26 protein-coding genes are annotated in these 26521 nt (G+C 27.4%); 12 read left to right on the top strand and 14 right to left on the bottom strand.

Going from position 1 to position 26521, the window contains the following annotated elements:
• Positions 1 to 185: 185 nt before the first annotated feature.
• Positions 186 to 1394 carry an MFS transporter gene (locus tag ACH5BH_RS11165; protein ID WP_423298403.1) on the bottom strand — a complete coding sequence of 403 codons (1209 nt, stop codon included), beginning with the start codon at positions 1392 to 1394 and terminating at the stop codon, positions 186 to 188.
• Positions 1395 to 1486: 92 nt separating this feature from the next.
• Between ACH5BH_RS11165 and ACH5BH_RS11160 the strand changes: the two genes are divergently transcribed.
• Positions 1487 to 2674, top strand: a complete 1188-nt coding sequence (locus ACH5BH_RS11160) for an MFS transporter (protein ID WP_423298402.1) — start codon at positions 1487 to 1489, stop codon at positions 2672 to 2674.
• On the opposite strand, the gene ACH5BH_RS11155 is transcribed toward ACH5BH_RS11160, so the two are convergent.
• Entirely contained in the window at positions 2657 to 3571 is a 915-nt protein-coding gene (locus ACH5BH_RS11155; protein ID WP_423298401.1) for an AEC family transporter, read from the bottom strand. The genes ACH5BH_RS11160 and ACH5BH_RS11155 overlap by 18 nt on opposite strands.
• Before the next feature lie 107 nt (positions 3572 to 3678).
• Between ACH5BH_RS11155 and ACH5BH_RS11150 the strand changes: the two genes are divergently transcribed.
• Together ACH5BH_RS11150 and ACH5BH_RS11145 are read left to right on the top strand one after the other, a co-directional pair.
• On the top strand, positions 3679 to 6288 hold the full coding sequence (locus ACH5BH_RS11150) for a PAS domain-containing sensor histidine kinase (RefSeq protein WP_423298400.1): 2610 nt from the start codon (positions 3679 to 3681) through the stop codon (positions 6286 to 6288).
• 15 nt (positions 6289 to 6303) lie between these two features.
• The gene (locus ACH5BH_RS11145) at positions 6304 to 7011 is read left to right on the top strand and encodes a response regulator transcription factor (protein WP_423298399.1); all 708 of its coding nucleotides are present in this window, start codon (positions 6304 to 6306) and stop codon (positions 7009 to 7011) included.
• Between the two features lie 360 nt (positions 7012 to 7371).
• On the opposite strand, the gene ACH5BH_RS11140 is transcribed toward ACH5BH_RS11145, so the two are convergent.
• Positions 7372 to 8511, bottom strand: a complete 1140-nt coding sequence (locus ACH5BH_RS11140; RefSeq protein WP_423298398.1) for a hypothetical protein — start codon at positions 8509 to 8511, stop codon at positions 7372 to 7374.
• Positions 8512 to 8671: 160 nt separating this feature from the next.
• Entirely contained in the window at positions 8672 to 9205 is a 534-nt protein-coding gene (locus ACH5BH_RS11135) for a GyrI-like domain-containing protein (protein ID WP_423298397.1), read from the bottom strand.
• A gap of 262 nt (positions 9206 to 9467) precedes the next feature.
• On the opposite strand from ACH5BH_RS11135, the gene ACH5BH_RS11130 reads away from it, so the two are divergent.
• Complete coding sequence (locus ACH5BH_RS11130) at positions 9468 to 10430, top strand: integron integrase (RefSeq protein WP_423298396.1); 963 nt, start codon at positions 9468 to 9470, stop codon at positions 10428 to 10430.
• A 256-nt stretch (positions 10431 to 10686) separates the two neighbouring features.
• Here the strand turns inward: ACH5BH_RS11130 and ACH5BH_RS11125 are convergent, their stop codons facing one another.
• Both ACH5BH_RS11125 and ACH5BH_RS11120 read right to left on the bottom strand, forming a co-directional pair.
• Entirely contained in the window at positions 10687 to 10932 is a 246-nt protein-coding gene (locus ACH5BH_RS11125) for a hypothetical protein (RefSeq protein WP_423298395.1), read from the bottom strand.
• A 134-nt stretch (positions 10933 to 11066) separates the two neighbouring features.
• Positions 11067 to 11204, bottom strand: coding sequence for a hypothetical protein (locus ACH5BH_RS11120; RefSeq protein WP_423298394.1), 138 nt, complete (start codon positions 11202 to 11204; stop codon positions 11067 to 11069).
• Positions 11205 to 11503: 299 nt separating this feature from the next.
• On the opposite strand from ACH5BH_RS11120, the gene ACH5BH_RS11115 reads away from it, so the two are divergent.
• The 4 genes from ACH5BH_RS11115 to lhgO all read left to right on the top strand — a co-directional run bounded on the left by ACH5BH_RS11115 (position 11504) and on the right by lhgO (position 16370).
• Positions 11504 to 12523, top strand: a complete 1020-nt coding sequence (locus ACH5BH_RS11115) for a TAXI family TRAP transporter solute-binding subunit (RefSeq protein WP_404306952.1) — start codon at positions 11504 to 11506, stop codon at positions 12521 to 12523.
• A gap of 104 nt (positions 12524 to 12627) precedes the next feature.
• Complete coding sequence (locus ACH5BH_RS11110) at positions 12628 to 14577, top strand: TRAP transporter permease (protein WP_423298393.1); 1950 nt, start codon at positions 12628 to 12630, stop codon at positions 14575 to 14577.
• On the top strand, positions 14561 to 15157 hold the full coding sequence (locus ACH5BH_RS11105) for a lactate utilization protein (RefSeq protein WP_423298392.1): 597 nt from the start codon (positions 14561 to 14563) through the stop codon (positions 15155 to 15157). The genes ACH5BH_RS11110 and ACH5BH_RS11105 overlap by 17 nt, the downstream gene beginning before the upstream one ends.
• A gap of 1 nt (position 15158) precedes the next feature.
• Positions 15159 to 16370 carry an L-2-hydroxyglutarate oxidase gene (gene lhgO, locus ACH5BH_RS11100; protein WP_423298391.1) on the top strand — a complete coding sequence of 404 codons (1212 nt, stop codon included), beginning with the start codon at positions 15159 to 15161 and terminating at the stop codon, positions 16368 to 16370.
• On the opposite strand, the gene ACH5BH_RS11095 is transcribed toward lhgO, so the two are convergent.
• From ACH5BH_RS11095 to ACH5BH_RS11080, 4 genes are read right to left on the bottom strand one after another with little or no spacing between them, the layout of a single operon-like run.
• Positions 16363 to 17400, bottom strand: coding sequence for a sensor histidine kinase (locus ACH5BH_RS11095; protein WP_423298390.1), 1038 nt, complete (start codon positions 17398 to 17400; stop codon positions 16363 to 16365). The genes lhgO and ACH5BH_RS11095 overlap by 8 nt on opposite strands.
• Positions 17387 to 18031 (bottom strand): response regulator transcription factor, encoded by a 645-nt coding sequence (locus ACH5BH_RS11090; RefSeq protein WP_404306942.1) that lies wholly within the window; start codon positions 18029 to 18031, stop codon positions 17387 to 17389. The genes ACH5BH_RS11095 and ACH5BH_RS11090 overlap by 14 nt, the downstream gene beginning before the upstream one ends.
• A 10-nt stretch (positions 18032 to 18041) precedes the next feature.
• Positions 18042 to 18287, bottom strand: a complete 246-nt coding sequence (locus ACH5BH_RS11085; protein ID WP_404306940.1) for a hypothetical protein — start codon at positions 18285 to 18287, stop codon at positions 18042 to 18044.
• Positions 18284 to 18748, bottom strand: coding sequence for a hypothetical protein (locus ACH5BH_RS11080; protein WP_423298389.1), 465 nt, complete (start codon positions 18746 to 18748; stop codon positions 18284 to 18286). The genes ACH5BH_RS11085 and ACH5BH_RS11080 overlap by 4 nt, the downstream gene beginning before the upstream one ends.
• Before the next feature lie 149 nt (positions 18749 to 18897).
• Here ACH5BH_RS11080 and ACH5BH_RS11075 point away from each other — a divergent pair, with 149 nt between their 5' ends.
• The 4 genes from ACH5BH_RS11075 (at position 18898) to ACH5BH_RS11060 (ending at position 20870) form a co-directional block, all read left to right on the top strand.
• A complete protein-coding gene (locus ACH5BH_RS11075; RefSeq protein ID WP_404306936.1) occupies positions 18898 to 19107 on the top strand; it encodes a hypothetical protein in 210 nt (69 codons plus the stop codon).
• 137 nt (positions 19108 to 19244) lie between these two features.
• Entirely contained in the window at positions 19245 to 19751 is a 507-nt protein-coding gene (locus ACH5BH_RS11070; protein WP_423298388.1) for a methylated-DNA--[protein]-cysteine S-methyltransferase, read from the top strand.
• A gap of 8 nt (positions 19752 to 19759) precedes the next feature.
• On the top strand, positions 19760 to 19963 hold the full coding sequence (locus ACH5BH_RS11065; RefSeq protein ID WP_423298387.1) for a tautomerase family protein: 204 nt from the start codon (positions 19760 to 19762) through the stop codon (positions 19961 to 19963).
• A 19-nt stretch (positions 19964 to 19982) separates the two neighbouring features.
• Positions 19983 to 20870: a formylglycine-generating enzyme family protein gene (locus ACH5BH_RS11060; protein ID WP_423298386.1), complete on the top strand. Its 888-nt coding sequence runs from the start codon at positions 19983 to 19985 to the stop codon at positions 20868 to 20870.
• A gap of 228 nt (positions 20871 to 21098) precedes the next feature.
• Here the strand turns inward: ACH5BH_RS11060 and ACH5BH_RS11055 are convergent, their stop codons facing one another.
• The 4 genes from ACH5BH_RS11055 to ACH5BH_RS11040 form a co-directional block, all read right to left on the bottom strand.
• Positions 21099 to 21338 (bottom strand): hypothetical protein, encoded by a 240-nt coding sequence (locus ACH5BH_RS11055; RefSeq protein WP_423298385.1) that lies wholly within the window; start codon positions 21336 to 21338, stop codon positions 21099 to 21101.
• Positions 21339 to 21970: 632 nt separating this feature from the next.
• The gene (locus ACH5BH_RS11050; protein WP_423298384.1) at positions 21971 to 23188 is read right to left on the bottom strand and encodes a hypothetical protein; all 1218 of its coding nucleotides are present in this window, start codon (positions 23186 to 23188) and stop codon (positions 21971 to 21973) included.
• Positions 23176 to 25725, bottom strand: a complete 2550-nt coding sequence (locus ACH5BH_RS11045) for a type VI secretion system Vgr family protein (RefSeq protein WP_423298383.1) — start codon at positions 25723 to 25725, stop codon at positions 23176 to 23178. Before ACH5BH_RS11045 ends, ACH5BH_RS11050 begins: the two co-directional genes overlap by 13 nt.
• A gap of 172 nt (positions 25726 to 25897) precedes the next feature.
• On the bottom strand, positions 25898 to 26422 hold the full coding sequence (locus tag ACH5BH_RS11040; protein WP_404307916.1) for an Hcp family type VI secretion system effector: 525 nt from the start codon (positions 26420 to 26422) through the stop codon (positions 25898 to 25900).
• Positions 26423 to 26521 lie beyond the last annotated feature (99 nt).

The following is a 26521-nucleotide window of genomic DNA, read 5'->3' as shown; positions in this document are numbered from 1 at the left end:
CTTCTTATTTGTTTAATCAAGTAAATATTGATAAAATATATTTATGGATATCTTAAATAAAAACTCAAAAAATAAGAAATTATTTTTATATATTTTTTTAGCTTTTTTATTTCTTATTTTACTTGCATTTTTTGCTGTAAATATAGATAGTTTTAAAAGTCAATTTTTCTTTTCAAATACAGCAGTTATTTGCTAATAGTTTTGTAATCTATTTTCTTATCATCCATTTCTACATGTACAAGTGCTGCGATAATTGATAAAATAACACATGAATACCAAATAGAATCATAAGTTCCAGCATATTCATATACTAATCCACTAACCCAAGCTCCTACAAAGCTTCCAACTTGATGTGATAAAAACACTATTCCATATAATGTAGCTAAGGCTTTTAGCCCAAAGATTTGCGCTACAAGTCCACTTGTAAGTGGAACAGTTGCTAGCCATACAAAACCAATTGCTCCACCAAAAAGTATAGCAGTAAGTGGTGATAAAGGAAGAATAATCATTAAGATAAAAATTATAACTCTTGAAGCATAAAGTATGATTAGAAGGGCTCTTTTATCATATTTGTCACCTAATCTTCCAAACATAAAAGAACCAAAAATATTTAAAAGACCTATAAGAGAAAAAGCTAAAGTAGCTACACTTGAACTTAATCCACTATCCATAAGATACGTAGGGAAATGTGTTAAAATAAATGCAATATGAAACCCACATATAAAAAATCCAATGTTCAACCTCCAATAGCCTTGATGTGTTTTTGAACAGTGTAAGGCTTTTGAGATTGACTCTTCTTCTTGGGTATCTGCTTTAATTATTTGTGATTCATCACTATTCATAAAAAAACCAAAAAAAGCAATAGCTAGTGAAAAAATACATAAAATATAAAAAGTTGTATTTAATTCAAAATGAGAAAGCAAACCATCTGTAATAGGAATAAATACAAACATTCCAAATGAACCTGCTGCTGTTGCTATACCAAAAACAGTACTTCTTTTTGCTGGATCAACAACTTTTGCAATAGCTCCTAAAACAACTACATAAGTTGATGCACTAAGAGCAAGACCTACAAAAAACCCAAGACTTAAATGAAGACCAAAACTTGTAGTTATAATAGTAATTAAGTAAAGTCCTAAAGTATAAAATAAACCACCAGCAACTAAAACTTTGTTGTTTCCATATTTATCACTTAAATATCCTATAAAAGGTTGTGCAAGTCCAAAAAATAAATGTTGAAAAGCTAAAGCTAAACCAAAATCAGCCCTTGTAATATCAAAGTTTGTAGTAAAAGAAGGAATAAACAAGCCAAAACTTTGTCTAAGACCCATAGCAATTATAAGAATAATAATTCCTAAAAAGATAATCATATTTCTATGTTGTGATTGTGTCATAAGTTCTCTTTAATATTTTTTGCATATTCTATCTAATTTGACTTTTTTAATCTATAGTGCTAGTATTCACAAAATTATTAAAAAGAAAATATATGAGAGATTTTTTTAAATCAAAAGAAGCTTTACTTTATGTGATGGCTTTGTCAATGTCTTTTTCCTTTGCAGCATGGATGAGCTTACTAAATAACTTTGTAATTGAAGCTGCATCTTTTGATGGAAGCCAAATAGGAATACTTCAAAGTCTAAGAGAAATTCCAGGATTTTTAGCTTTTACTGTTGTTTTAGTACTTATTTTTATATGTCAGCAAAGGTTGGCATATATGTCAATTATGGCTTTAGGTCTTGGAGTTTTATTAACAGGATATTTCCCAAGTGCAATAGGGCTTTATGTTACTACTGTTATTATGTCTATAGGGTTTCATTATTTAGAAACTTTAAATCAGTCTTTATCCCTTCAATGGCTGTCAAAAGATAAAGCACCAATAGTTTTAGGAAAAATAACAGCTGCTAAATCAGCAACTTCACTAGTGGTATTTGTGCTTATATATTTGATGATGAAATACTATTCTATGGAATATAAATATGTATATTTATTTTTTGGTGGTATAACTTTTACAGTTGGTATTTTAGCTTGGCTTTTATTTGAACACTTCAAAGAAGAAGTTGCTCAAGAAAAGAAAGTGAAATTAAAAAAAGAGTATTGGTTATTTTATATATTGACTTTTTTTGCAGGAGCAAGAAGACAGATATTCATAGTATTTGCAGGTTTTTTACTTGTTGAAAAATTTGGTGTAGATGTTCATAATATGGTTGCATTATTATTTATAAACTCTGTTTTAAATATGTATTTTGCTCCAAAAATAGGTAGATTTATTGCTAAATTTGGTGAATCTATAGCTTTAAAGGTTGAATATGTAGGGCTTATTCTTGTTTTTATGTCTTATTCTTTTGTAGAGAATCTATATTTTGCTTATTTTTTATTTGTACTTGATCACTTATTATTTTCAATGGCAATAGCACTTAAAACATATTTTCAGAAAATCGCTGATCCAAAAGATATAGCAAGTGCAAGTGCTGTTTCTTTTACTATAAATCATATAGCAGCTGTATTTTTACCAGCTTTACTTGGTTTGGTATGGTTGTATTCAAGCTCACTTGTATTTATAATAGGAGCAAGCATTGCATTTATATCTCTTAGTTTGTCTTTTTTAATTCCGCGAAATCCCATACAAGGTATTGAAACTACATTAAAACAAAAAGCTTTAGACAAAGTAGTTTAAAACAAAGATTATAAACAGTACAGAAACTAAAGTTTGTACTGTGATAATCGAAGACATCAAGTTTACATCTCCTCCTAATTGTCTTGCTAGTACGAAAGATGAAGGTGCTGTTGGAAGTACTGCAAAGATGATAAGTATTGAAATCATAAAGTCATCTAAATTAAAAAGTTTAGCTACTAAAAACATGATTATAGGTGTTATGATTAGCTTTGCTATATTTGCATTAAATATTTCATTTTTAGATGAGCTTATCTCTTTTATTACAAGTCCAAAGCCAACTGATAAAAGTCCCAAAGGAAGTGCTGCTGAACTTAAAATAGCCAATATTTTATCTGCAATTATAGGAAGTTGTATTCCTAAAAAGTTTATCATTCCTCCTATGAAACAAGCTATTATTAAAGGGTTTGTGATTATAGATTTTAGTAAGTAAATGAAAGTTAGCCTATTATTATTTATATAAAGTGCAAAACTTGAAATACAAAGTATATTTATAAAAGGAATTACAAAAGTCATCAAAATGGCTGCTAAAACAAGACCTTTATCTCCAAAGACAGAATCAATCAAAGCTAAAAAAACATAAGTGTTAAACCGAATACCACCTTGAACAATAGATGTAAAAGCATCACCTTTGAATTTGAATAGTTTATTTATTATAATTAGAAGTATAAAAATAAAGCTAATAGCAAAAATCGCAGTTGCTACAAAATTTAATCCATCTACTCCTTGTAAGTTTGCAGTTGAGAGTTTATAAATCAAAAGTGATGGCATTAAAATAAAGTATGTTAGCTTATCAGCCTGAGGCCAAAACTCTTTTGATGGGAATTTGATTCTTTTTAAGAAGTAACCAATCATAATCAGCGAAAAGATAGGAATTAGTGCTGTAAAAATATGTATCATAGTTACTCCTTAACTTTAGTTTATAAAAAGTTTCAATATAATTTAAAATATTGAAACAATTTTGAAACTTTAAAATTATAGATTAAAAATATATAGGATAAGATTAAATGCTTTTAAAAAATGAAAAAAAATATACTCTTTATGATATTCAAAAGCTTTTTTCTCAAATTCCTGTGATATTTATAATGCTATTAGCAAGTCTATTTATCGTAATTTCTTATTTTATTTTAGAAGCAAAAGAAAATAGAGAAATAGATTTATTAAAACAAAAATCTTTTTTAAACTATAAATTTGAAAAAAAAGAACAAATTAGTGATTTTAAGTCAAAAGTAAAAGAGCAACTAAAAGAAGGCTTTTTAGAAGAAGAAACTTTATTAAAAAAAGTAACTTATAAAGCTATTGGTTACTTAGAATCAAACTCTTTATCAAAGTTTGATTTACTTACAGATTATTTACAAAAGATAGAAAAACAAAATCATATAGAATTAGTAGTTTTTACAAAAGATAATTTAAATATTTTATATGGAAAAGAATCAATTAGTTATTTACAAAAGTTAATATTTAATTCGGATACAAAGAATCATGAAAATATTACCTTGAAGTATATTTATTCTCAAGGACAAAGTAACCTTCAGTATTGGAAAGATGATTTAAAAAGAACAGTTAGATTAAGCTTTTTTGATGAGATAACTATAAATGGCTATGATTATTTTGTGGGTTCATTTTCTACTATTAATTCCATAAAAGAAATCACTAAAAGCTCTATACTTAGTACAATCTCAAATCAAAACTATGATATATGGTTTTATGATATTATCTCCCAAGATACTTTTAATTTTAAGGCTAAGAAAAAAAATATAAAATCTAATGAACTTCTTAAAAATAAAGATGATAATATCTCATATAAGATTTTAGAACATTATTTTAAGGATTATGAATATAATAAAAAATTTGAAGATTATACATATTTTTATGATAAATATAACTTTTTAATAGCAAGTTTTTATGATGAAAATGAAATCAATAATGAAATGAAATATACTGTAAAACAAATAAAAAAAGAGTATCGAAATCAGTTTTTTCAAATATCAACATTGATTATAATCATAACTACAGTTTTTATACTTTTTACATATATTTTTTCTAATTTTATAAAAAATATTTTCAATGAATATAATGATGAACTTGAAGGTAAAACTTTATCTTTAGAGCATTGGAAAAAAAGGTTTGAGCTTGCTATTATAGCTTCAAATGATGGATTATGGGATATTGACTTTAAAACAAAAAAGATATATTTTTCTGATAAATGGCTTGAAATGTTTGGTTATGAAAAGCAAGAACTACAAACATTTTCAGATTGGTTTGAGCTAATTCATAATGAAGATAAAAAGAATGTAGAAAAGCTTTTTGATAAAATCTTTGCTAAAGTTGATGATACTTTTATTTGTGAGTATAGACTAAAGACTAAAAATGACGGTTTTAAATGGGTTTTAGCACGTGGAAAAGCCTTTGTAAATGATAAAAACGAATTAGATAGAATGCTTATGATGTCTATGGATATAGATAAAAATAAAAGAATGAAAAAAGAGCTTTTAGATGTGGAATATCTTGTTGAAGATGGAAAAATTGTAATTTTTAAACTTAAAAATGATAATAAATTATCTGTTCAATATATCTCAAATAGTATTAAATCTTTTGGATATACAAAAAAAGAGTTTGAATCTAAGCAGATGAGTTTTTTTGATTTAATTCATAAAGAAGATATCAATAAAATTCAAGTAGCAATAAATGCAGCACTTAAAAATGACCTTCAAAATTTCACAGTAGTATGTAGAGTAATAAACGCAGCAAATGAAATTAGGTGGATATCTTCAAGGGTAATACTTATCAAAAATCACTCAGGAAAAGTCTCTCATTTTTACGGCTATATAAATGACATAACAAAAATCAAGCTAAGTGAAGAAGAACTAAAATTAAAAGTAGAAGATGAAGTAAAGAAAAATAGAGAAAAAGATAGAATTTTAATACAGCAAAGTAAGTTAGCAGCTATGGGAGAAATGCTAGGAAATATAGCACACCAGTGGAGACAACCTCTAAATAATGTCTCTTTAATTATGCAGTTTTTAAGAGATAACTATAAAAATGAAGCAGTAAGTGAGCAAAAACTAGATAAGTTTATGAATAAAGCAAATAAACATATAGAGTATATGAGTGAAACAATAGATGATTTTAGAAACTTTTATAAACCCTCAAAAACTCAAGATAAATTTAGTATAAAAGAGTGTATAAATACACTTTTATATATGATAAAAAATCAGTATGAAAGTGATGGTATAGATATAGAGTTTAAATGTGAAGATATAATCATAATAAATTATGAAAATGAATTAAAACAAGCTTTATTAAATATTTTAAACAATGCAAAAGATGCTTTATTAATCAAAAAAGAGAATAAAAAGTTTGATGCAATTATCAAAATAATAGTAAAAAAACAAGATGATAAATTAAAAATAGAAATCTCAAATAATGGTGATAATATTAAAAATGATATAATAGACAGGATTTTTGAACCTTATTTCACTACAAAGTTTGAGACACAAGGTACGGGAATAGGGCTTTATATGACAAAATCAATAATTGAGACAAATATGAAAGGTAAAATAGAAGTTGAAAATATAAAAGATGGTGTGAAGTTTATAATCACACTAAATATTTGAAACAGGATATAAAATATGAGTGAAATAATTACAAGAGTTTTATTAGTAGAAGATGAAGAAGATGCAAGAGAAATATTGGAATTTTATTTAGATACTATTTTTGATGAAGTGAAAATCGCTTGTGATGGAGAACAAGGCTTAGAGTTGTACAAAAAATATCATGATGAAAATAAAACATTTGACCTAGTTCTAACAGATATAAAAATGCCAAACAAAGACGGCCTTACAATGGTAGATGATATAACACAATTAAATGAAGAACAAAAGTTCATCATAGTATCAGCATATAAAGATGAAGAATATCTATTTAGATCAATAGGACTAAATGTCATCTCATACTTCGTAAAACCCCTAGAAGTAAAAACAGTAATGCAAATGCTAAAAAAAGTAAAAACAAAAGTCTTAGAAGATAAATCATCAAAACAAGAAATTTTAGATGAAGTAATAAACCTAAATCAAACTTACTCATTCAACACAAAAACAAACCTACTATATAAAGGTGATGAACTAATAAACCTATCAAAAAAAGAAGTCTTACTAATACAAGCACTAATCACAAATATAAAAGAGATAAAAACAAAAGAGTACTTAAAAGAGTTCATTTGGAATGACCCCAATACCTCAGATGCCACAATGCGTACAGTTATCAAAAGAGTAAAAGATAAGGTAAGCGATGATGATTTTATTGTTTCTAAGAAAGGGCTTGGGTATATTGTGGAGTAAAATTTAACCCTCCAATATAAATTAGAATATATTAATTTAATGTAAATAGTTTGCTTAATCTTCTCTATATGGTATTCAGATCTTTTTAAAAAAATGGACTATTCCTATTTTGAATTGGTCTTTACCAATTTCACAGTTAGTAGTATTGTTTGAGGGCAGATTAGGTGATTCTTTAAATTTATGATTTAAGAAGTCATTTTGTTGTTCAAAAGGTCCTAGAGTTTGTGAGATTCTCTCAATTCTACTTCTTGAACACTTTTTGGAACAAATTGTATTTCTAAAAAAGGTTATAAATCCAATAAATGAGATTTTCTAATTTTGTTCCAGAATCTAGAGGTTATAGGAGTTCTAACGCCGCATTCAGCGGCTTGTCCGCTGCAATGCTTTGTTAGGGCTTAATTCAGAGTTGCTTACAAGCAGCTTTCCATCGATAAGATATACATCTATCTCATCCTGATCCATCAAGTGAGCCAAAACATTGAAGCTGTCTAGCTTTGCATCTAACAAATCAAATACTTTGTTTTTTATTCGAGCAACAAAGGTAACATGCCTTTCTAATTCATCGCTCAAATTCTTGCGGTCATAACCAGACAAGCTCATATCTTCTTCGATTTTTTGCTTGTACTCACTTGTAAAGTTGTCAAAAGCTTTCAATCGGTACTCCATAAGTTTCTCAAGTTCTCGTTGAACTCTATTTACGAAGTCTTTATGCCTCTTAATGTTACTGTCAGAATAGTTGCCACTAAGAACTATTTCACAAATTCTACCAGCCACCAAGCGTTCGAAAACTGAAAATACTGGATGAGATAAAACTTTGCTCTCGAAGAACCGATCAGGATTGACCTGTCGACCATCATGCGTATTGAACCAGTAGTTATAACCCGTTGAATAGTATTCTGGTTCCGACTGCAGCAAGTCGCTAAATCTCTGTCTTTGAGAGACATACATTTCATAACAGTCTTCGTTATTCTTTACTATGCGAGATAAATATACATCTCTCATTGACCTATCCACCGAGATGTCAGGTATGCTTCTAAAACTATCAACTATAGTCTCTGAAATCCTTTCAAATCGAGCCTGCTCCTCAAGAATTTGGTGATTCCTGATATCAACGCAAAGATGGGAAATGTAAGATAGATTATTTTGAATTGCGCCATATAGACTTATACCTAACAAAGTGGGCATTAGATCCGTTTGATTTTTTAGTTCAACTTTCTCTAAACCAGCAACATCACTAATTTTACCTTTCTCTATGCATGTGGATGTCAGCAGCCCCTTTAACTCTCCACTGTTAATTGTCATTAGTTCACGAGAAGAGTCTTTTTTAAAAACAACTCTATAAAAGAACTCATCTTCAGTTCCTGTCGAAGATTTGTTTAGCTTTTGACTAAATGCCGAAACAAATGACGAATCTGAAATTAAGGAGGGATTAGGAATTAACTCCATCAGTTTCGGATTATTCTTAAAAATAACTTGAATGCTTTTTGGTAAATCTGACATGTATAGTCCTTTCTATATTTTTGAGCCCTAACGTTGGACTTGAAAAACAAGGGTATTTTACACTTGATAGTTCAAATCTACTTTTTTCTTAGTTTACAAGATAAAACTTTAAACTACCGCAAGTACACCCTTGTTTTTCTTTCCAAGGTTTTGTTAATCATTATGGCAACTTATTTACTCTAACTTGAATTTCTGTTATAAGGTTCTCTGGATGATTATCATCAATACTATTCCAATATAATAATCTTATTTCTTCTCTATTGTCAGGTACATATTTTCCAGTTTGTAAAACTTTTTGGAAAGTTTTTCTAATACTTTTACCAATATATTTATAATTTCCTTTATAAATATATGAAGCAAATAGACCACCTTTTAATGATGTTGTTTTAACAATATCATTACCTTTTGGTGTACCTTTATATTCTATGGCATAATATTGCCCCTTAATCTTTCTACTTTCAACACTAAGTTGTGGAAACACAACTTTGTAATCTTCTTTATCTTGGAGCAAATAGTACTGAATTAATTTTATCAATGAATTTGAAATATGTCCTTTGTCTTTTGTATGTGTAACATATAAAATATTTTTATCTTCAATTTGTTTGATTGAAAATGAATTCTCTTTTGGTAGTTCTAAACTAAAAGAGAAAGTTGAAAGTAAGAACAAAAGAGTTAGAGTTAAAAATGGTTTCATGTATTTCCTTTGGTTAACTATTTAATAACAGTACATTATATATATTTATTACTTAATTATCTCAATAACTAAACATTCATATAAAATATCCTTAAAATAGGTATTTAATGAAAAAATATTACAAAATGTAATATTTTGAATTGATTTTTTATTTTTAATTATAATTTAAATATATATTTTTTGTCTAGATGAAGGTAATAAAAATACATTATGTATGTTAATTAGAAAAAAACATAATAATACTACATTTTAGGAGACACATATGGCTAAAAAACTACTTGATATTATGAGAGATAAGATAAGGTTTAAACATTATAGTATGAGCACAGAAAGAGTCTATATCTATTGGGTTAAAAAATATATAGTATACCATAACAAAAAGCATCCTAAATATATGGGTAAAGTTGAAATTGAACAATTCCTAACCCATTTTGCCACTGAGTTTAATGTCTCTCCTACAACTCAGAACCAAGCCTTTAATGCAATATTATTTTTATATGAACAAGTTTTAAATATCTCTTTAAAAGACCAAAATATTCAAGCACTAAGAGCAAAAGAGAGAAAGCATATTCCTGTAGTTTTAACTATAAATGAAGTAAGAAGTATTATATTAAATATGACAGGTATTTATCAACTCATAGTTAAACTTATGTATGGGTGTGGATTAAGAATGAAAGAAGCACAAAATATACGTATAAAAGATATTGATTTCGGATACGATAAAATCTATATTTGGGATAGTAAGTCACTTAAAGATAGAACTTTACCACTTCCACTAAAAATAAAAGATGAACTTAAAATTCAAGTTGAGAAAGTAAAAGAAATACACCAAAAAGATTTAGAAAATGGATATGGAAGTGTATATATACCTTATGCACTTGAACGAAAATTTCCAAAAGCAAAATTTGAAACCAAATGGCAATATGTTTTTCCTATGAATAAAATCTCGAAAGACCCAAGAAGTGGTGAACAAAGACGACATCATATTTTAGATGTGACTTTAAGTAGAAATATAAAAAATGCAGTTGAAAAATCCAATATAGATAAAAGAGTAACCTCTCATATTTTTAGACACTCTTATGCAACTCATCTTTTGCAGAATGGTACAGATATACGAAGCATTCAAGAACTTTTAGGACATAAATCTATAGAAACTACGATGATATATACACATGTAGTAAAAGAATTAAATAAAGGTGATATTAAATCACCATTGGATTTTTAAATTTTATGAATAAATATTGATTGTTAAATTCTGATTCAAAACCTGTAATATTTGGCACAAATTTGACTAAGTAAGATTAAGTATGCCAGAATTCTAGGACTATCAGTTGCTGACACAAAACTCTAAATAATCTCTTTATTTGTCATAATATTCTCCATTTACTACTTAAATATATTAGAAATAATCTAGATTAATTTTACATGTTTTTAATTTTTTCTCTCTATGAAGAAGTAAATGAATTATGTATTTAAAAATTTTACTTAAACTGCAAAATCGCAGCAATAATCAAAAATCCTACACCCATTACAATAAACTGCATAGACTTTTCTTTTCTAAGAATTGTTTCATCTACTTCAAATACTGCTACAGATTTTAAAGCTCCATTTTCTTTATATTTTAGAAACTTATAACCTTTCTTTACTAATTTTATTTTTCTTTTTTCTAATTCTTTTTCTCTTTGCTCTTTACTAAAACCACCAATTACAATATTTTTCTTTACCACTTTTTACCTTTAAACGTCAAGTTTGATTTTATTAGAAGCGAACTGATGTATAAGCATTTGAATTAGTGTTTGATATGGGATAGAGTTTTCTAAAGCTTTCTTTTTTAGTTCATAAATATCATTTTCATTTATTCTTATAGAGATTGCTTTTTCTTTTGATTTTTTATATATGACTGTAGCTCTTTTAATCTATCCTCTTTGTTGTTTTTACTTTCCCACTCTCCCTTTTCAACACTTTGTAAAATATCTTTTTCAAATTTATCAAGAGTCATTTTTAGCTCCTTTATTATATTTTTATTGTCAAGTCATTTTATCATTTAAATTTTAGAAATACTGTTTTCATGACAAAATATAATAATTTTATATTTTAAAATATTATATATTCTTGTTTATTAAGTAGATATTGATTCTATAAAGTTTCAAAAGGAACAGTTGTTTTATATATAAAATATTATAAAAACCCTAAAATAGGTGTCTTAAAAACAAATTTATAAATTTGAAACAATTTTGAAACAATTTTGTTTCAAAATGTGTTATACTTCTTCTAGTACAAAAACTAAGGAGAAATAAGATGTCTAAAATATCAATCTTAAAAAAACTTTTTGTTACATCAGCAATCGCAGCTACGATGATTACTGGTGCAAATGCAGCAAAAAAAGAGTCTAAGTATGTAATCGCAACGGCAAGTACAGGTGGAACTTACTACCCAGTAGGTGTTGGTATTGCTACTATTGCTTCACTTAAATTAGCAAAAAAACATAAAACTACTTTTTCAGCTATTACATCTGCTGGAAGTGGTGAAAATGTTGATATGCTTCAAAAAGGTGAAGTAAATTTTGCTATTTTACAAGGACTTTTTGGTTCTATGGCATGGCAAGGTAAAGCTAAGTATGATGGTCAGCCTAAGAAAAACTTAAGATCTATTACTATGTTATGGCAAAATGTTGAGCAGTTTACTATAAGAAAAGAGTTTGCTAAAACAGGAAATATCAATGACTTAAAAAATCTTTATGGTGAAAGATTTTCAATTGGTGGAAGAAGTTCTGGTTCAAGGGTTTCAGCAGAAACTATTATGAGTTCATTAGGAATTAACTTTAATAAAATGAATATTCAGTATCTAGGATACACTCCCTCATCAACTGCTCTTCAAGATGGTAAAATCGATGGTATGAACACTCCATCAGGACCTCCAACATCAGCAGTTACTAACGCATTTGCTTCTATTGGAAATGATAAAATTAGAGTATTAGATTTCAATGAAAAAGATTTAAAGAAAATCAACGACAACTATCCTGTATGGACTCCATTTACTATCAAAGCTGGAACATACCCAGGTCAAACAAAAGATATTAATACTATCGCACAACCAAACTTATTAGTTGTTACAAAAGATACACCAGAAGAGACGGTTTATCTTTTAACTAAAACGATTTATGAAAACTTACCATTTTTAAATAGTGTTCATAAAGCTACAAAAGCTATGAGTTTAGATAAAGCAATTTCAGGTCTTCCTATGCCTCTACATCCAGGTGCAGCAAGATTTTATAAAGAACAAGGTATTAAAATCCCAGCTACTTTAATAGCAAAATAATTTTAAGAAACAGACATACTAAAAGAAGGCTTCTTCTTTTGGTGTATGGATTATATAAGTAATTATAAATTGTTTATGTAGTTTATATATTTTAGGAAAAAAAGATGATAAAAATAAAATACTTTAAAGAAATCACTTTTGTTTACGCAATTTTTATATCATTATTTCATTTTGGTATAAATATTTGGGGTGGATTAAGTGATTTATGGTTCAATTCCGCGCACTTTGCACTTTTGGCTTCACTTGGATTTTTAACTTATGAAGCAAGTAAAAATGAAAATCAAGTTTCAATTTTAAATCTAATCTTTGCTATTTTATCATTATCTACTTTTATATATATGATGGCTTTTGAAGAGAGTCTTTATGCTGTAGCAAATGGTCAAATGAGAACAAGTGATTTAATAGTAGCTTCTATGACAATTGTTTTAGCTATTGAGATGGTTAGAAAATCAACTGGTTATGTAATTCCTGCTATTATCGTGTTTTGTATTGCATATTTGCTATTTCTAGGACAGCATTTTGAAGGGGTGTTTGCTTTTGGTGGAATGACTGTAGATAGATTTTTATATAGAATGTTCTATACAAATGAAGGTTTATTTGGTCCAATTGCTACTATTTCTTCTACTTATGTATTTATGTTTATTTTATTCGCTGCTTTCTTACTAAAATCAGGAGCAGGGGATTTTATAGTAGATGTTGCAAATGCAGTTGCAGGTAAATATACGGGTGGAACTGGTCATGTTGCAGTTATTTCATCTGCAATGATGGGAACTATTTCAGGTTCAGCTGTAGCAAATACCGTATCAACTGGATCAATTACAATTCCAATGATGCAAAAAGCAGGATTCAAATCCAAGTTCGCAGCAGCAGTTGAAGCAGCAGCAAGTACTGGTGGACAAATCATGCCTCCTATTATGGGTGCAGGGGCTTTCATCATGGCTCAAATGACACATATTCCTTTTGTTACTATTATTTCTGTATCGATTTTACCTGCTATTTTATATTTTGCTTCTATTGCATTTTATATAAATATCCATGCAAAAGAAAACGATGTAAGAGGGGAGCGAAGTGATGTGAAAATCCTACCTATTTTGCGAGAAGGTTTTCATTTTATTATTCCTTTATCTACTTTAGTTGGATTGTTGATTTATGGGTTTACTCCTACTTATGCAGCTGGTATTGCTATTGTTGCTATTATCTTATCTTCATATCTTACAAAAAATAAAAGAATGGGAATAAAAGAGATTTTAGGAGCATTAGCACTTGGTTCTCAAAATATGATTGTAACAGGTGTTTTACTTGTTGCTGTTGGGATTATCGTAGGTATTATTAATATTTCTGGTATTGGGATTACATTTTCTCAATTAATCATGGAATGGTCTGGTAACTCACTTTTAATCGCAATCGTGTTAGTTGCTATTGCTTCACTTATTTTAGGTATGGGATTACCTGTAACTGCTTCTTATGTTGTATTGTCTGTACTTTCTGCTCCTGCTTTAGTTGGGTTAATGTTAAGTCCTGAAATGGCAGCTTTAGTAAATGCAGGTATTCAAATCCCTGAGGTTACTATGTATCTTCTATCAGCACACTTGATAATTTTTTGGTTATCACAAGATTCAAATCTTACACCACCTGTGTGTTTAGCAGCATTTGCAGCAGCTGCAATTGCTAAGACACCACCAATGGCAACGGGTATGACTTCTTGGAAAGTTGGTAAGGGTATGTATATTATTCCATTACTATTTGCATTTACTCCACTTATTAATGGTACTTGGTTTGAGAGATTTGAAGTATTTGGATTTGCGCTTATTGGTATCATGGCATTTTCTATTGTGATGGAAGGATACTGGGATAAAAAGATGAGTATTTTAGAAAGAGTAGTATTTGCTGTGGCAGCTGTTCTTTTACTTACTCCTGATAGTGCATTTGGTCTTGAGAGTTATTTAGGTGTGATTCAAAATACACATATCTTAGGATTTGGAATCTTTGCTGTTTCTATAATAATGCACAAAATTTTATCAAAAGAGGAGCGAACTTATGCAAAAGCTAATTAGTACACTTGAAAATTGTGGTTATAAAGTTCATACTGCAAAGGATAAAAATGAAGCTTTAGAAATATCGAAGACTTATATAAAAGAGGGTATTTCTGTAGGTCTTGGAGGTTCTACTTCTGTTGCACAAATTGGATTACTTGATTTTTTAGTGAACAATGAAGAAATCACTTTATATAACCAGTATGAAAAAGGTATCTCTATGGAAGAGAATACGAACAGAAGAAGACTAGGGATGTTAACTGATTTGTATGTTACAGGGACAAATGCTTTAACACGTGATGGAAAACTAGTAAATGCTGATGGTAGTGGAAATAGAGTTGCTGCTATGATTTTTGGACCTAAAAAGGTTTTGGTAATTGTAGGAAAAAACAAGATTGTAAACTCTGTGGAAGAGGGCTTTGATAGGGTTATGAATGTGGCAGCTGTCAAGAATATCGATAGAATGAACTCTAAAGCAATTGAGATGGGAAAGGAACCAAGACATAATAAAGACAATATCGCAAATAAATTTACTTATATAAAAGCAGATGAGAAAGATAGAATAGTATTGATTTTAGTAGATGAAGAGTTAGGATTTTAAGATGTATGATTATTTGATAATTGGGGCTGGAATTATTGGTTTAAATATTGCTAAGAATTTAAAGCAGAGATTTCCTCAAAGTAAAATCTTAGTAATAGAAAAAGAAAAAGAAGTTGGGTTTCACAGTTCGGGTAGAAACTCAGGGGTTTTACATGCAGGGTTTTATTACACTGCAAACTCACTAAAAGCTAAGTTTACAAAAGAAGGAAATGCAGCTTTAAAAGAGTTTGTTAAAAGTAGGGGATTACAAATCAATGAGTGTCAAAAAGTAGTAGTTGCTGTCAGTGACGAAGAAGTTGAGGGATTAGAAGAGCTTAAAAGAAGAGGGGAGGTAAATGGTGTTGAACTTCATTGGTTAGATGAAGAAGAACTAGCTGAACTTTATCCAAATATCAAAACCCACAAGAAAGCACTTTTATGTCCAAGTACTGCAACTGTAAATCCAAAAGAAGTCACAAAAGAGTTTGCTAAAGTTATTGAAGAGATGGGAGTTGAGTTAATCTTAGATTGTAAATATATCTCATCTAATAGTAATGTAGTTACGACTTCTCATGGGGATTTTCAAGCTAAAAAAGTAATAAATTGTGCAGGGTTATATGCTGATAATATTGCTAGAGATTTTGGTTTCTCTAAAGATTATGTAATTATTCCATTTAAAGGGATTTATCTAAAAGATAAGAAAAATCAATCTAAACTTCAAACAAATATCTATCCTGTTCCAAATTTAGAGAATCCATTTTTGGGAGTTCACTATACTTTAACAGTAGATAATGAATCTAAGATTGGACCAACAGCAATTCCTGCATTTTGGAGAGAGAACTATAAAGGGTTTGATAATTTTTCATTAAAAGAGTTTGTTCAGATTTTGTATTATGAAGCAAAACTGTTTATTACAAATGCTTTTGGGTTTAGAAGTCTTGCTTTTACTGAGATGAGAAAGTACTCACTTGCTCACTTAAAAGGTTTAGCACAAGCACTTACAAATAAAAAAATGGATCATAAAGGTTTTGATTCTTGGTCAACTCCTGGAATTAGAGCGCAGTTATTAAATAAAAATACATTAGAATTAGTACAAGATTTTGTTGTAGAATCAGATGAAAACTCTGTGCATGTTTTAAATGCAGTTAGTCCAGCTTTTACCTCTTCTATTCCTTTTGCAAATTGGGTAGTAGAAGAGCATATTTTAAAAAGTAAAGAATATAAGATTATTTAGGGAATAAAAGACTTATCTTTGTTCCCACTGATACTTGGCTTTTTATATCAATAGTAATTTCTAAGAGATCACATAGCTTTCTTACTATACTCATACCAATCCCAAGACCATTTTCATTTTCTTTATAATATCTTTGAAATACCTTATTTACATTTTTTATTCCTACTCCAGTATCTTCTATAATAAGGCTATTATCTTTTATAGTTATGATTACTTTTCCATTTTTTTTGTTATATTTACAAGCATTTGTAAGAAGATTGTCTATGATTCTATCAACTGCATTTTTATTGCTTTTAATAGTTAAATCATTTTGTTCTTTTTCAAAACTTACTCTTGGATAAAGCTTTTCTAAAAGTTCTATTTTATTATCAACTAATTCTTTTATTGATATTTCTTCATCTTTTATGATTTGTTTGGGATTTATAAACTCTAAGTTTTTATATAAAGATGAAATAGTTTTAGCACTTAATTCTATTCTTTCAATCTCTTTAAAATCACCTTTTCTTCTTAGAAGTTTTGTATTTAAAAGAATTGAAGTTGCAGGAGTATTCAAATCATGAATTAAGTCTTTTAAAAATGTCTCTAATAAATTTACAGCTTCTTTCATAGGTCGTATTGAGTACATAGCAAAGATTATTGATATAAGAAGAATAAAAATAAAAATAACAATACTAAATTTAAATATTTTTATTAAAAAGTCATCATAAACTTTTTGATATTTATTTTTATCATAAATCACTTTTAACAAATAAGGATTTTTTGATGGGGTTTTAAAGTATGCACAAAGCCCTTCTTTACAATCATAAAGTTTAAAAGTCTCTTTTTTGTTGGTATATTCTACAATATCTAATGAAAATTTATCACCTTGAAAATCAAAAGTATAATCTTTCATTTGATATAAAATATTCTCTTTTATATAATTTATTCTATCTTGATGGTACATATAAAGTACGATACTTGAAAAAATAATAAGAGGAATAAAAAATAAAAAGGTAGTTGTTAATAGATATTTTTTTTCATAGTTCTTCAAGTTTATATCCTATACCTTTTATATTTGTAATATTTAAATCAAATGTTTTTTTTAGCTTACTTATCAAAACTCTAAGGGCTGTACTTGATGGTTTATTCATATATTCAAAAAAACTATCTTTATTTACAGTTATACCTATGTTTCTTATTAAAAGTGCAAAAACATCTTTTTCTACATTTCCTAAAGTAACTTCTTTTTTATCTTGAAAAACTCTATTTTCAAGTAAATCAAAACTTATATTTCCATAAGAAATTGTTGGATTTCTTCTTTTTAAAGTAGCTTTAACTCTTGCTAAAAGTTCATCAGGATCAAAGGGCTTTTTTATATAATCATCACAACCACAATCAAAGCCTTCAAGTGTTGACTTTGTATCAATTAATGCTGTTATAAAAAATGTAGGAGTATTATCTTGTGCATCTCTTAGAAGCTTTAAAGTCTCTTTTCCATTTAGTAAGGGTACATTTATATCAAAAAGATATAAATCATATTTTGAATCATAAGTTGCTTCAAGAACTTCCTCTCCATCACTTACTAATGTTACTTCATAATTTTCTTCTTCAAGTAAATCTACCATACTACAAGCAAGAACATTATCATCTTCAAGCAAGAGAATTTTTAGTTTATTATTCATTTTTCTTACTTTAATTCTCTATTTTAAAAGCTTTAGAAGGAAGTTTACTTTTTGCTTTTATAATTGCATTTGATTCTTCTTGGGCTTTTTTATTTTTGTTTGCTAATTCTAATTTGAGTTGATTAATTAGCTCTTTTTTTTCAATAGGATTTTTTGTTTGATTGATTTTTAGAAGTAAATTATCAATCTGTGTTGTCTGAGAAAAAGAGCTTGTACTTATGAAAAATAAAAGTATAAAGATTAAATTTTTTTTCATCTTTTTAGTTCTCCTTCAAGGTTTTTTATTTTTGATTTTATGCTTGAAATTGGATGAGTCTTGTATTTTTTTAAATTGCATTCATTTTTTTTTGCTGTAGTATAGTTTTTATCATAAGCTTTTATTGCAGCATTCATATTTTTGGCAAAAACAGAGGGTGAATTACTTTGTACTAAAAAAAGTTGTGCTTTTGCACCTATTATATCTTTTTTACTAAAGTATGCTTTTTCAAACTCATTTAAAATATAGTTTTTAGCATAAAGCATATTTTTTCTGTGTTTATTACAATATTTGTACGTAGGCTTTTTTATTTTTATAATAGATTTACTTTTTTCTACTTTCTTTTCTTCGATTGTTTTTTTTGTAGTTTCTTTATTTTGTATAGTTACTTCTTTATTTAAACATCCTGTGAACACAAAGATAAAAATTATGCTAAAAAAAATCTTGAAAATATTTGACATTTGTACCTCTTGATATACTTTATAATATTGTTGAAAAGATGAAAATTATAATAGAAAACATATTAAACATCAAATTAAAATCAAACTTACACTTAACTAACACTTCTTGTATATACTTTCATCACATTAAAAAATAGGAGAAATTAAAAATGAAAATTATCGTAAAAAGTTTAGCTTTAGTATTAGTAGGTCTTACAAGTTTAGTTGCACTTGAAGTAAATGAAAAAATGAATAATGAACAACAAATTGTAAAAGTTAAAGTTAAAAAACAAATGGAAGAAAAAAAACAAGAAGCTAAAGATATTAAAGAAAAAGAAGATGATAAGTTAAAAGATTTTAAAGACTCTATTAAAAAATAAATCTTTTTATTAATTAAATAATTCTTTATAACAAAGCTAAGCTTAAAACCTATAAGCTTAGCTTTTTTACATAACTTACATTTGACTTTTGATTATTTTTATAGGTATTATTGTTTAATAAAACTAAGGAATAGTCAATGAGCATTTTTGTACAATATTTTAAAAATAACTTCACTGAATTTATAGTAGGCTCTTATGATAATAAGATTTGTTTACTAGACTATAGATATCGTAAAAATAGAAATACGATTGATAATAGAATGAAAAAATATTTAAAGACTGACATTGTATTTGAATCAACAGATATTATTGAAAAAGCCATTGTTCAGATTGAAGAATACTTTGAAAAAAAAAGAAAGACTTTTGATTTACCCTTACTTTTTGTAGGTTCAGATTTTCAAAAAAAAGTTTGGACAGCACTTGTTGAAGTTCCTTATTCTCAAACCTCTTCATATTTGGATTTGGCTAAGAAAATTGGAAATGAAAAAGCAGTAAGAGCCGTAGCAAATGCAAATGGTGCAAATGCACTCTCTATAGTTGTTCCTTGTCATAGAATAATTGGAACAAATAAAAAACTAATAGGCTATGCCGGTGGCTTAGAATTAAAAAAGAAACTTTTAGATTTAGAATCAAGTAATAAATAGGAGAAAAAATGCCAATAATAAACGTAAAAATGACTCATGAAGATGGTGGAGCAACGAAAAAACAAAAAGAAGAATTGTCTAAGAAATTAACAGATGCTTTTGTTGAAGTTTTTGGAAGAGGTGAAAAAACTTGTGTTGTAACTATTGATGAAATATCAACAGATAACTATGCAATAGGTGGTAAGACTATTACTAATATAAGAAAAGGGTGAGCCTATAAAAGATAAAAAAATGTATAAAAAAATAATTGGTTTATTAGCTATTACCCTTTTTTTTAATGCTTGTACTTCAAAAGAAGATAAGATAGAAGAACTTTTAAAAATTACAGAAGATAATATGGTATTTGTAAAAGGAGGTTCTTTTATGATGGGAGACTTTGGAGCTATAAGAATAAAAGATAAGTATGGATATTATTTAGTTGCTAGTCCTGAAAATATTAAGAAATATCCTAATGAGGATATTGTGCCTATTTATGGATATCAAGATTTAAGACCTCTTCATAAAGTAACATTAGATGATTTTTATATCTCAAAATATGAAACAACATATAAAGAGTTTGATTTATATAAAGAGATTATAGGAGAAGATTTAGTTGATAAAAAGTTTATAGGAAAACAATGGAGAAGTGATAAAATGCCAGTTTTAGCTCCTACTTGGTATGAAGCTAAAAACTATTGTAAATATTTAGCTAAATTAACAGGAAAAGATTATGATTTAGCAAGTGAAGCCCAATGGGAATATGCTGCTAGAAGTAGGGGAAAATATGTATATTATGCAACAAATACAGGAAGAGAAGTTTCTGATAGACGAACATTGATTAATGAACCTCAAAATGTAGCAGATAAAAGAAGCCCTGTAGGTAGTTTTCCTCCAAACTATTTAGGGCTTTATGATATGAGTGGAAATCTTTGGGAATGGGTAAATGATTGGTATGATAAAGATTATTATAAAAAATCTCCTGAATATAATCCAAGAGGTCCTAAAGAAGGGGAAAAAAAAGTTGTTAGGGGTGGTTCTGTTAGTACTTCAAATTTAGATGCTATGACTTTTAATAGACATAAGAAAAAATTGACATCTTATGCTAATGCATTTAGATGTGTTTTAAATCCTAAAAAATAATTCTCTAAATGAGCCTATTCTTTCATCTATAAAATAAATACTATTACTCATAGCTACGATATTTTTATATCTTTGATATCTAATTTAAAAACATCTAATGATAATAGTATGAAACTCCATTTACAAACCTAAGAATATTACTTCTTGATTTTCTCTTGCCATAAATTGACTATTATAACTATTAACTGATTGCATATTTTTAAGTATGTTAATATTATTCTTTTTTGTTTATATTTTATTTTTTTCATTATTATCTATTTTTAATCTGCCATTATAGATAGTCACACCTTCTTCTTTTTCGATTTGTTTAAATATAGAATATAATGCAGATTGCTTTGTTATTAATTTCATAATCTCTGGGATAATAAAAAACATTAAATATATTGCAAAATATATCATCCCATTTCCTCCTGTACCACTTGAAGCAAGTGTTGCCAATACTGGAAGTGTAAAACCAAATCTCATCATAAAGCTTACAACCTTTTCAGCTATTTTTGTTAGTTTTGGTTTGTTTTTTTCATCTTCTTTTAAATCAAACTTAAAAAAATGTTCATCTGAATCTATAAAATATTTGTTATTTTGTAAGCGTTTTTTTATTCTTGTAAAATGATTATTTAAAATAAATTTTTTCCATTTATTATAATAGTAATAACTATAAAATACAACAAGAAATAAAAATGTTAAATAATAACTATAAACTGTAATTGATTGGATATTTCCAATTATAAAGAGTAGGGAAAGAATGAAAACAAATATTAAATTAAAATAAGAAAATAATATATACACAGAGAATAATAAAAAATTAGTTTGTCTATAAATAAATCTATATAAGTTTATTATTAAATATAAATTCATTATTAATGTAAATAAAAGAATAAATTTATATAAATATATAATAATGTATAATTGATTATTACTTTCAATAGATTTATGAATAGTTAACATTGAAGAACCATTAAAAAAAACACTTACCAAGCTTACTATTAACACTGCTAGTATAAATTTACTTTTTTTCTTTTTATATTCTTCGCTCAATTCGATATTACTATATGGGTTTTTAATAAATAAACTCAGTATTTTCTCAAACTTCTCCATACTATTTACCTAAAATGGTCATATGATATTCCAATATTTCCGTGTGAGTTAAGCCAGATATAAAATTCTCTTCTAAAATCTTCATAAAATCTATATATTTCATTATCTATATCTTCTTCTATTTGGTCTATTTTTTTATTAAATGATTCTTGTAGTTCATTTACTTTTTTTTGTAATGTAAAAGTCCAATTATATTCGTCATCTGCCCAATTTAATGCCATTCCTACTCCAATAGATACCAATGCACCTACTGTAAAAACTGCTAAAGCAGGTATTGCAACTGTTGAAGCAATTAACCCTGCTACAAAAATACCTCCAGCTACTACAGCCGTCCCAACCCAATAAGCAATCAAAGCTTTACCAATACCTGTTAAAAGATTAACCGCAATGTCTGTAAAATCAGCTTTACCATCTTTTGTAGTAAAATAATCTATTAATGAAAATGCTGAACTTATTAAAACGGTTATTTTTGTTCCATTTACTATTGAACTGTAAGATACTATATCTTTAGCTGTTACTGCAAAAGCTCCGACTTGTGGATTTGTTAAAAGATATTTTGTACCTTTTAATGTTTCTCTTAGTCCTGAAAAACCTTTAAGTATAACATAAGACTTACCTTTTATTTCTTTAATATAAAACTTTAATCCTTTAATATCTTTCCATATCCCATCTTTGAGAGAAGAAAACTCTTGTGAAACATCGCCTATTACTCCATATATTACATTTCTATTTTCTTTAAAGAGTATTATAAATTGTTCTTTCATATCATCTGTTATAGTATATACCTCACTTCCTAAGGTTTTAAAATATTCATTTGTTGTTTGAAAGAATGTAAGATTATCCTCTTTTGTAAACTTTTCTTCCTCTTTTTGTATATTATTTTTATCAATAACTATTGGCTCTTTTGGTTGAACTAAAGCAAGAGTTATTTCATCTTTACTTTTATCTAAAACAGGAAACCTTAGAGTATTTTTTCCTTCCGTTTCTATACATATATTCCCAATAAATCCACTATCTATTTCAAGTAAGTATGGCTCTTTTGCTTTAAATTTATATGTAGATGAATAGTATTCATTATTACATTTTATTCCTACTCTTTTTTTATTAGTTTTATCCTCTTTTTCAAACCTTATTTTATATGTATCATATTCTGGTAAATCAATACATATTTTTACTACTCTTCTTTGTGGAGAATAACCTTGTTTTACTTCTAACTCTCCCATTTAAAATTTCCTTTTATTTCTTTAATTATAGATTCATTTATTTCATTTTTTGAAATAATATCATCTAAGTCAAATATTGCTTCTAGTTGTGAATTTTGAACACTTATTTGTTTACTTTCCTTTGCTAATACTTTCTCTTCATCTCCTAATATAAAACAAGTAGCTTCAACACTTTTCCCGTCTTTTAAACTTGTATCAGCTCTTAATATATAGTCATCTTCATATATATTATTAAGGTAAAAGTTTTTAGAATCATCTGCTCTTAGATTTATTATATCTCCTGTATATTTTACTTCACTTCCACAAACTCCACTATTGCCACTATTTTGAGTATAGTTTGGAGTTTTGAAGTGTATACCACTTCCATCTATTGTAAGTACATTTCCTCCACATTTCAAAGAAACTCCTGATGTTGTCTCAAAGTTTATTTCATTTGTTGCTTGATACAACATATTTGATGTGTCTATATGAAAGCCTTCTTTTATATCTACTCCCATTTTTTCTGCTATTTGTATAAATAAACTTTCCAAGTATTTATCACTTACATCTCCTTCTATATATTCTAGAAGTGTATTTTTTATTGTTGTTTTTATATCTGTTTCTATTATGTCTTTTTTATTGTTTTTAACTATTGTTACAAAGTCTTTATTTAGAGTCTGGGTATAATCTTCCAAAACAGAAGTAAGTTTTTCTTTCTGTATCGTCGAAATATGATTATACTTTACATTCTCATTTAAATCTTTCCCTACTGTTAAATTTGAATTCTCTTGTATCGTCTCCTCTTTATCTTTCTGTACTATGGTCTTTGAATTATTCTCTATTTGTATATTCTGATTATTTAAAGCATGGAAATTTAAATCTCTTTGTGCTCTTATTGATACTCTCTCTTCTCCTCTTTTATCTTCAAATAATAACTCATTATACCCTTTTGTCTCCTCATATTGTGGCATTGAATTTGTTCTTATATAACTTTGTGTCTTATTCTCTGGCAAGTTATATGCCTTCTTATTCTCCCCATTATGCAAACTTCCTATTATTATAGGACAATCTGGATCCCCATTTATAAATCCTACTATTACTTCTTGATTTACTCTTGGTATAAATTGACTCCCATACCCATTCCCTGATTGTATATTTGATACTCTTAGGTATGTTGATGTTATTTGATTCTCTTCAAATGCAAACAGTACTCTTATTCTTCCTTCTTCATCTACATCTATACTATTATCATAATCTTTTGTATTTGAATTCCCATTTGATACTTTTGCTGTTAATATTGAGTTTATTCTTGGTTTCTTTATCGTTTTTTCGGGTTTATATTCTATATCTTTTGGTATGGCTTTAAATTCTACTTCATATTGCAGTTGATGTTTTACTTGTTCATTTATATTTTGTCTATATTCATCTAGGGCATTTGGGAAATGTCCTTTATATTCTACTTCTATGATGATACTATCTATCTTTTTATTTGCTTTCTCATCTTCTAATCTTATACACAAGCTATCTTCTATATTTAACTCTTGTGAACTTCCTTCTATTATATTTGATTGTACATATTCTCTTTGAGAATCTATTTTTGTATATCTATTTAAATCTTTATAGTAACTCTCATCTAACAAGTTTAATTTATCTCTTAATGTATATTTCTTTATATCATTTCTTAATTGTGATGTTGATTCATTATCTTTTATTGAGCTTACTATATTTGCTCCACTTTGTGTTTTATATTCTTGGCTTGGTTTATTTTTATCATAATAGTCTTCTATATGATTACTTGCTTTAAACTCTTTACTATGATTAAAAGAACAAGTTGAAGAGTATGTATTTACTATTACATGTTCATTTAATTCACACAATATTAGTTTATATGGATCATTTGAGCTATAGTCTATTATTAAGCTATATCCTTCTTCTTCACAAAGCATTTGTATAAATTCTAAATCACTTTGATTATATTGAGTTGTATACTCTCTTATTGGGGCTTTTAATAAATCTAATTTTATATCTATTTGAAGGTTTAATAATTGGTTATATCTATTTATTATCTCTTTTATTATATCACTTGTTTTTTTTTCATGATATATTTCATATCTATTATTTAATCCTAAATAATATAGAGGTGATACTACTTCTATTTTATATAGATGTTTTCTTGCTACTATACTATCTTCACTTGCTTTATATATTTTCCCATATATTGTTTTTTTTATTATAGGACTTATTTCATCTTGTAGTTTTATTTCTACATCTGTATCTACTAGTTCTTCTATATTTATAAACTCATCACTTACAAATATTAGTTCAAAGCTATAGGGTTTATTTACTTGACTTTTCCCTTTTAGTTTATATACACTATAGCTTCCATCTAATATTCCTAATCCTATTATTTCATTTTCTTTATAATTTAATAGTTTTAGTCTACAGCTTATTTCTTGGTTTACTTCTTTTCTTAACTCTTTTAAACTAAATGCTTCTTCTATTTCTTCTTGTAAGTTATTTTCTATCTCATTTATTCTTTTTTTTATTTCTTCGGACAATTTTTAGCCTTACTTATTTTTTTATACTTCTTTTTATCTTATATATTAAAAAATAATATTTTTTCTCGCTACTTTTATTATTTTATTTATTCTTATTTTTATCTTTTTTTTATTTTCTATTACTTTTTGATATATAAAAAATAAGGAGTTCCCTCCTTATTTTTATTTATGTTTAGGCATTTAATCCTACACCAATTCTCCAGTCATCTTCTCCTGATGTACTTGCTGTCTCATGTCTCCATGTAATCTTTCTATATGCAAATGATACTTTTTCTAAAGGTGCTACTTGTGTTTTTGCTTGTCCTTCTTCATTATCCATGTATGCGTCTATATCTACGATTACTGCATCTTCTAATACGATTGAAAAGTAATGCTCTGGTTTCCCTGCATAGCTTGTTCTGTACCATTTTAATTCTACTTCTGTTAATGTCTCACCTTTTGTTAATGCGTTATATAATAATGGTGATGATTTATCAAATAGTTTTGATATTACTAATGGTTCATGTACTCTTTGTCCTGATGGTTGTCCTGACTGTGGATCTCTTGGTATATTAATGTTATGTGCAAAACCTTTTATTAATGCTTCATTCTCATGCCCTTTTTGGTATGAGTTACCTACTGATTCTGGTGTAAATGTACCTTCTGTAATTAAACCTTGTGTACTACCTTTTATCGAAATAAATATTGGATTATTCATTTTTCTTTATCCTTCTGTTAAAATGTTTTTTATTTTATCAAATTATAATTTAATAAATATTTATTTCATAATAGTTTTTGATACTTTTTTTGGATTTTT

Origin of the sequence: Arcobacter rhizosphaerae, from assembly GCF_049472155.1 — a bacterium.
GTDB lineage: Bacteria > Campylobacterota > Campylobacteria > Campylobacterales > Arcobacteraceae > Arcobacter_B.
This window is presented reverse-complemented; position numbering and strand designations above follow the sequence as displayed.

Bases quoted from the DNA above. Each gene is read 5' to 3' on its own strand.
- ACH5BH_RS11105 (WP_423298392.1), top strand. From the start codon at position 14,561: ATGCAAAAGCTAATTAGTACACTTGAAAATTGTGGTTATAAAGTTCAT.
- ACH5BH_RS11115 (WP_404306952.1), top strand. From the start codon at position 11,504: ATGTCTAAAATATCAATCTTAAAAAAACTTTTTGTTACATCAGCAATC.
- ACH5BH_RS11080 (WP_423298389.1), bottom strand. From the start codon at position 18,748: ATGTCAAATATTTTCAAGATTTTTTTTAGCATAATTTTTATCTTTGTG.
- ACH5BH_RS11085 (WP_404306940.1), bottom strand. From the start codon at position 18,287: ATGAAAAAAAATTTAATCTTTATACTTTTATTTTTCATAAGTACAAGC.
- ACH5BH_RS11070 (WP_423298388.1), top strand. From the start codon at position 19,245: ATGAGCATTTTTGTACAATATTTTAAAAATAACTTCACTGAATTTATA.
- ACH5BH_RS11110 (WP_423298393.1), top strand. From the start codon at position 12,628: ATGATAAAAATAAAATACTTTAAAGAAATCACTTTTGTTTACGCAATT.
- ACH5BH_RS11050 (WP_423298384.1), bottom strand. From the start codon at position 23,188: ATGGGAGAGTTAGAAGTAAAACAAGGTTATTCTCCACAAAGAAGAGTA.
- ACH5BH_RS11120 (WP_423298394.1), bottom strand. From the start codon at position 11,204: ATGACTCTTGATAAATTTGAAAAAGATATTTTACAAAGTGTTGAAAAG.
- ACH5BH_RS11090 (WP_404306942.1), bottom strand. From the start codon at position 18,031: ATGAATAATAAACTAAAAATTCTCTTGCTTGAAGATGATAATGTTCTT.
- ACH5BH_RS11140 (WP_423298398.1), bottom strand. From the start codon at position 8,511: ATGTCAGATTTACCAAAAAGCATTCAAGTTATTTTTAAGAATAATCCG.
- ACH5BH_RS11135 (WP_423298397.1), bottom strand. From the start codon at position 9,205: ATGAAACCATTTTTAACTCTAACTCTTTTGTTCTTACTTTCAACTTTC.
- ACH5BH_RS11055 (WP_423298385.1), bottom strand. From the start codon at position 21,338: ATGATGAGATTTGGTTTTACACTTCCAGTATTGGCAACACTTGCTTCA.
- lhgO (WP_423298391.1), top strand. From the start codon at position 15,159: ATGTATGATTATTTGATAATTGGGGCTGGAATTATTGGTTTAAATATT.
- ACH5BH_RS11165 (WP_423298403.1), bottom strand. From the start codon at position 1,394: ATGACACAATCACAACATAGAAATATGATTATCTTTTTAGGAATTATT.
- ACH5BH_RS11075 (WP_404306936.1), top strand. From the start codon at position 18,898: ATGAAAATTATCGTAAAAAGTTTAGCTTTAGTATTAGTAGGTCTTACA.
- ACH5BH_RS11145 (WP_423298399.1), top strand. From the start codon at position 6,304: ATGAGTGAAATAATTACAAGAGTTTTATTAGTAGAAGATGAAGAAGAT.
- ACH5BH_RS11065 (WP_423298387.1), top strand. From the start codon at position 19,760: ATGCCAATAATAAACGTAAAAATGACTCATGAAGATGGTGGAGCAACG.
- ACH5BH_RS11150 (WP_423298400.1), top strand. From the start codon at position 3,679: ATGCTTTTAAAAAATGAAAAAAAATATACTCTTTATGATATTCAAAAG.
- ACH5BH_RS11040 (WP_404307916.1), bottom strand. From the start codon at position 26,422: ATGAATAATCCAATATTTATTTCGATAAAAGGTAGTACACAAGGTTTA.
- ACH5BH_RS11155 (WP_423298401.1), bottom strand. From the start codon at position 3,571: ATGATACATATTTTTACAGCACTAATTCCTATCTTTTCGCTGATTATG.
- ACH5BH_RS11060 (WP_423298386.1), top strand. From the start codon at position 19,983: ATGTATAAAAAAATAATTGGTTTATTAGCTATTACCCTTTTTTTTAAT.
- ACH5BH_RS11160 (WP_423298402.1), top strand. From the start codon at position 1,487: ATGAGAGATTTTTTTAAATCAAAAGAAGCTTTACTTTATGTGATGGCT.
- ACH5BH_RS11130 (WP_423298396.1), top strand. From the start codon at position 9,468: ATGGCTAAAAAACTACTTGATATTATGAGAGATAAGATAAGGTTTAAA.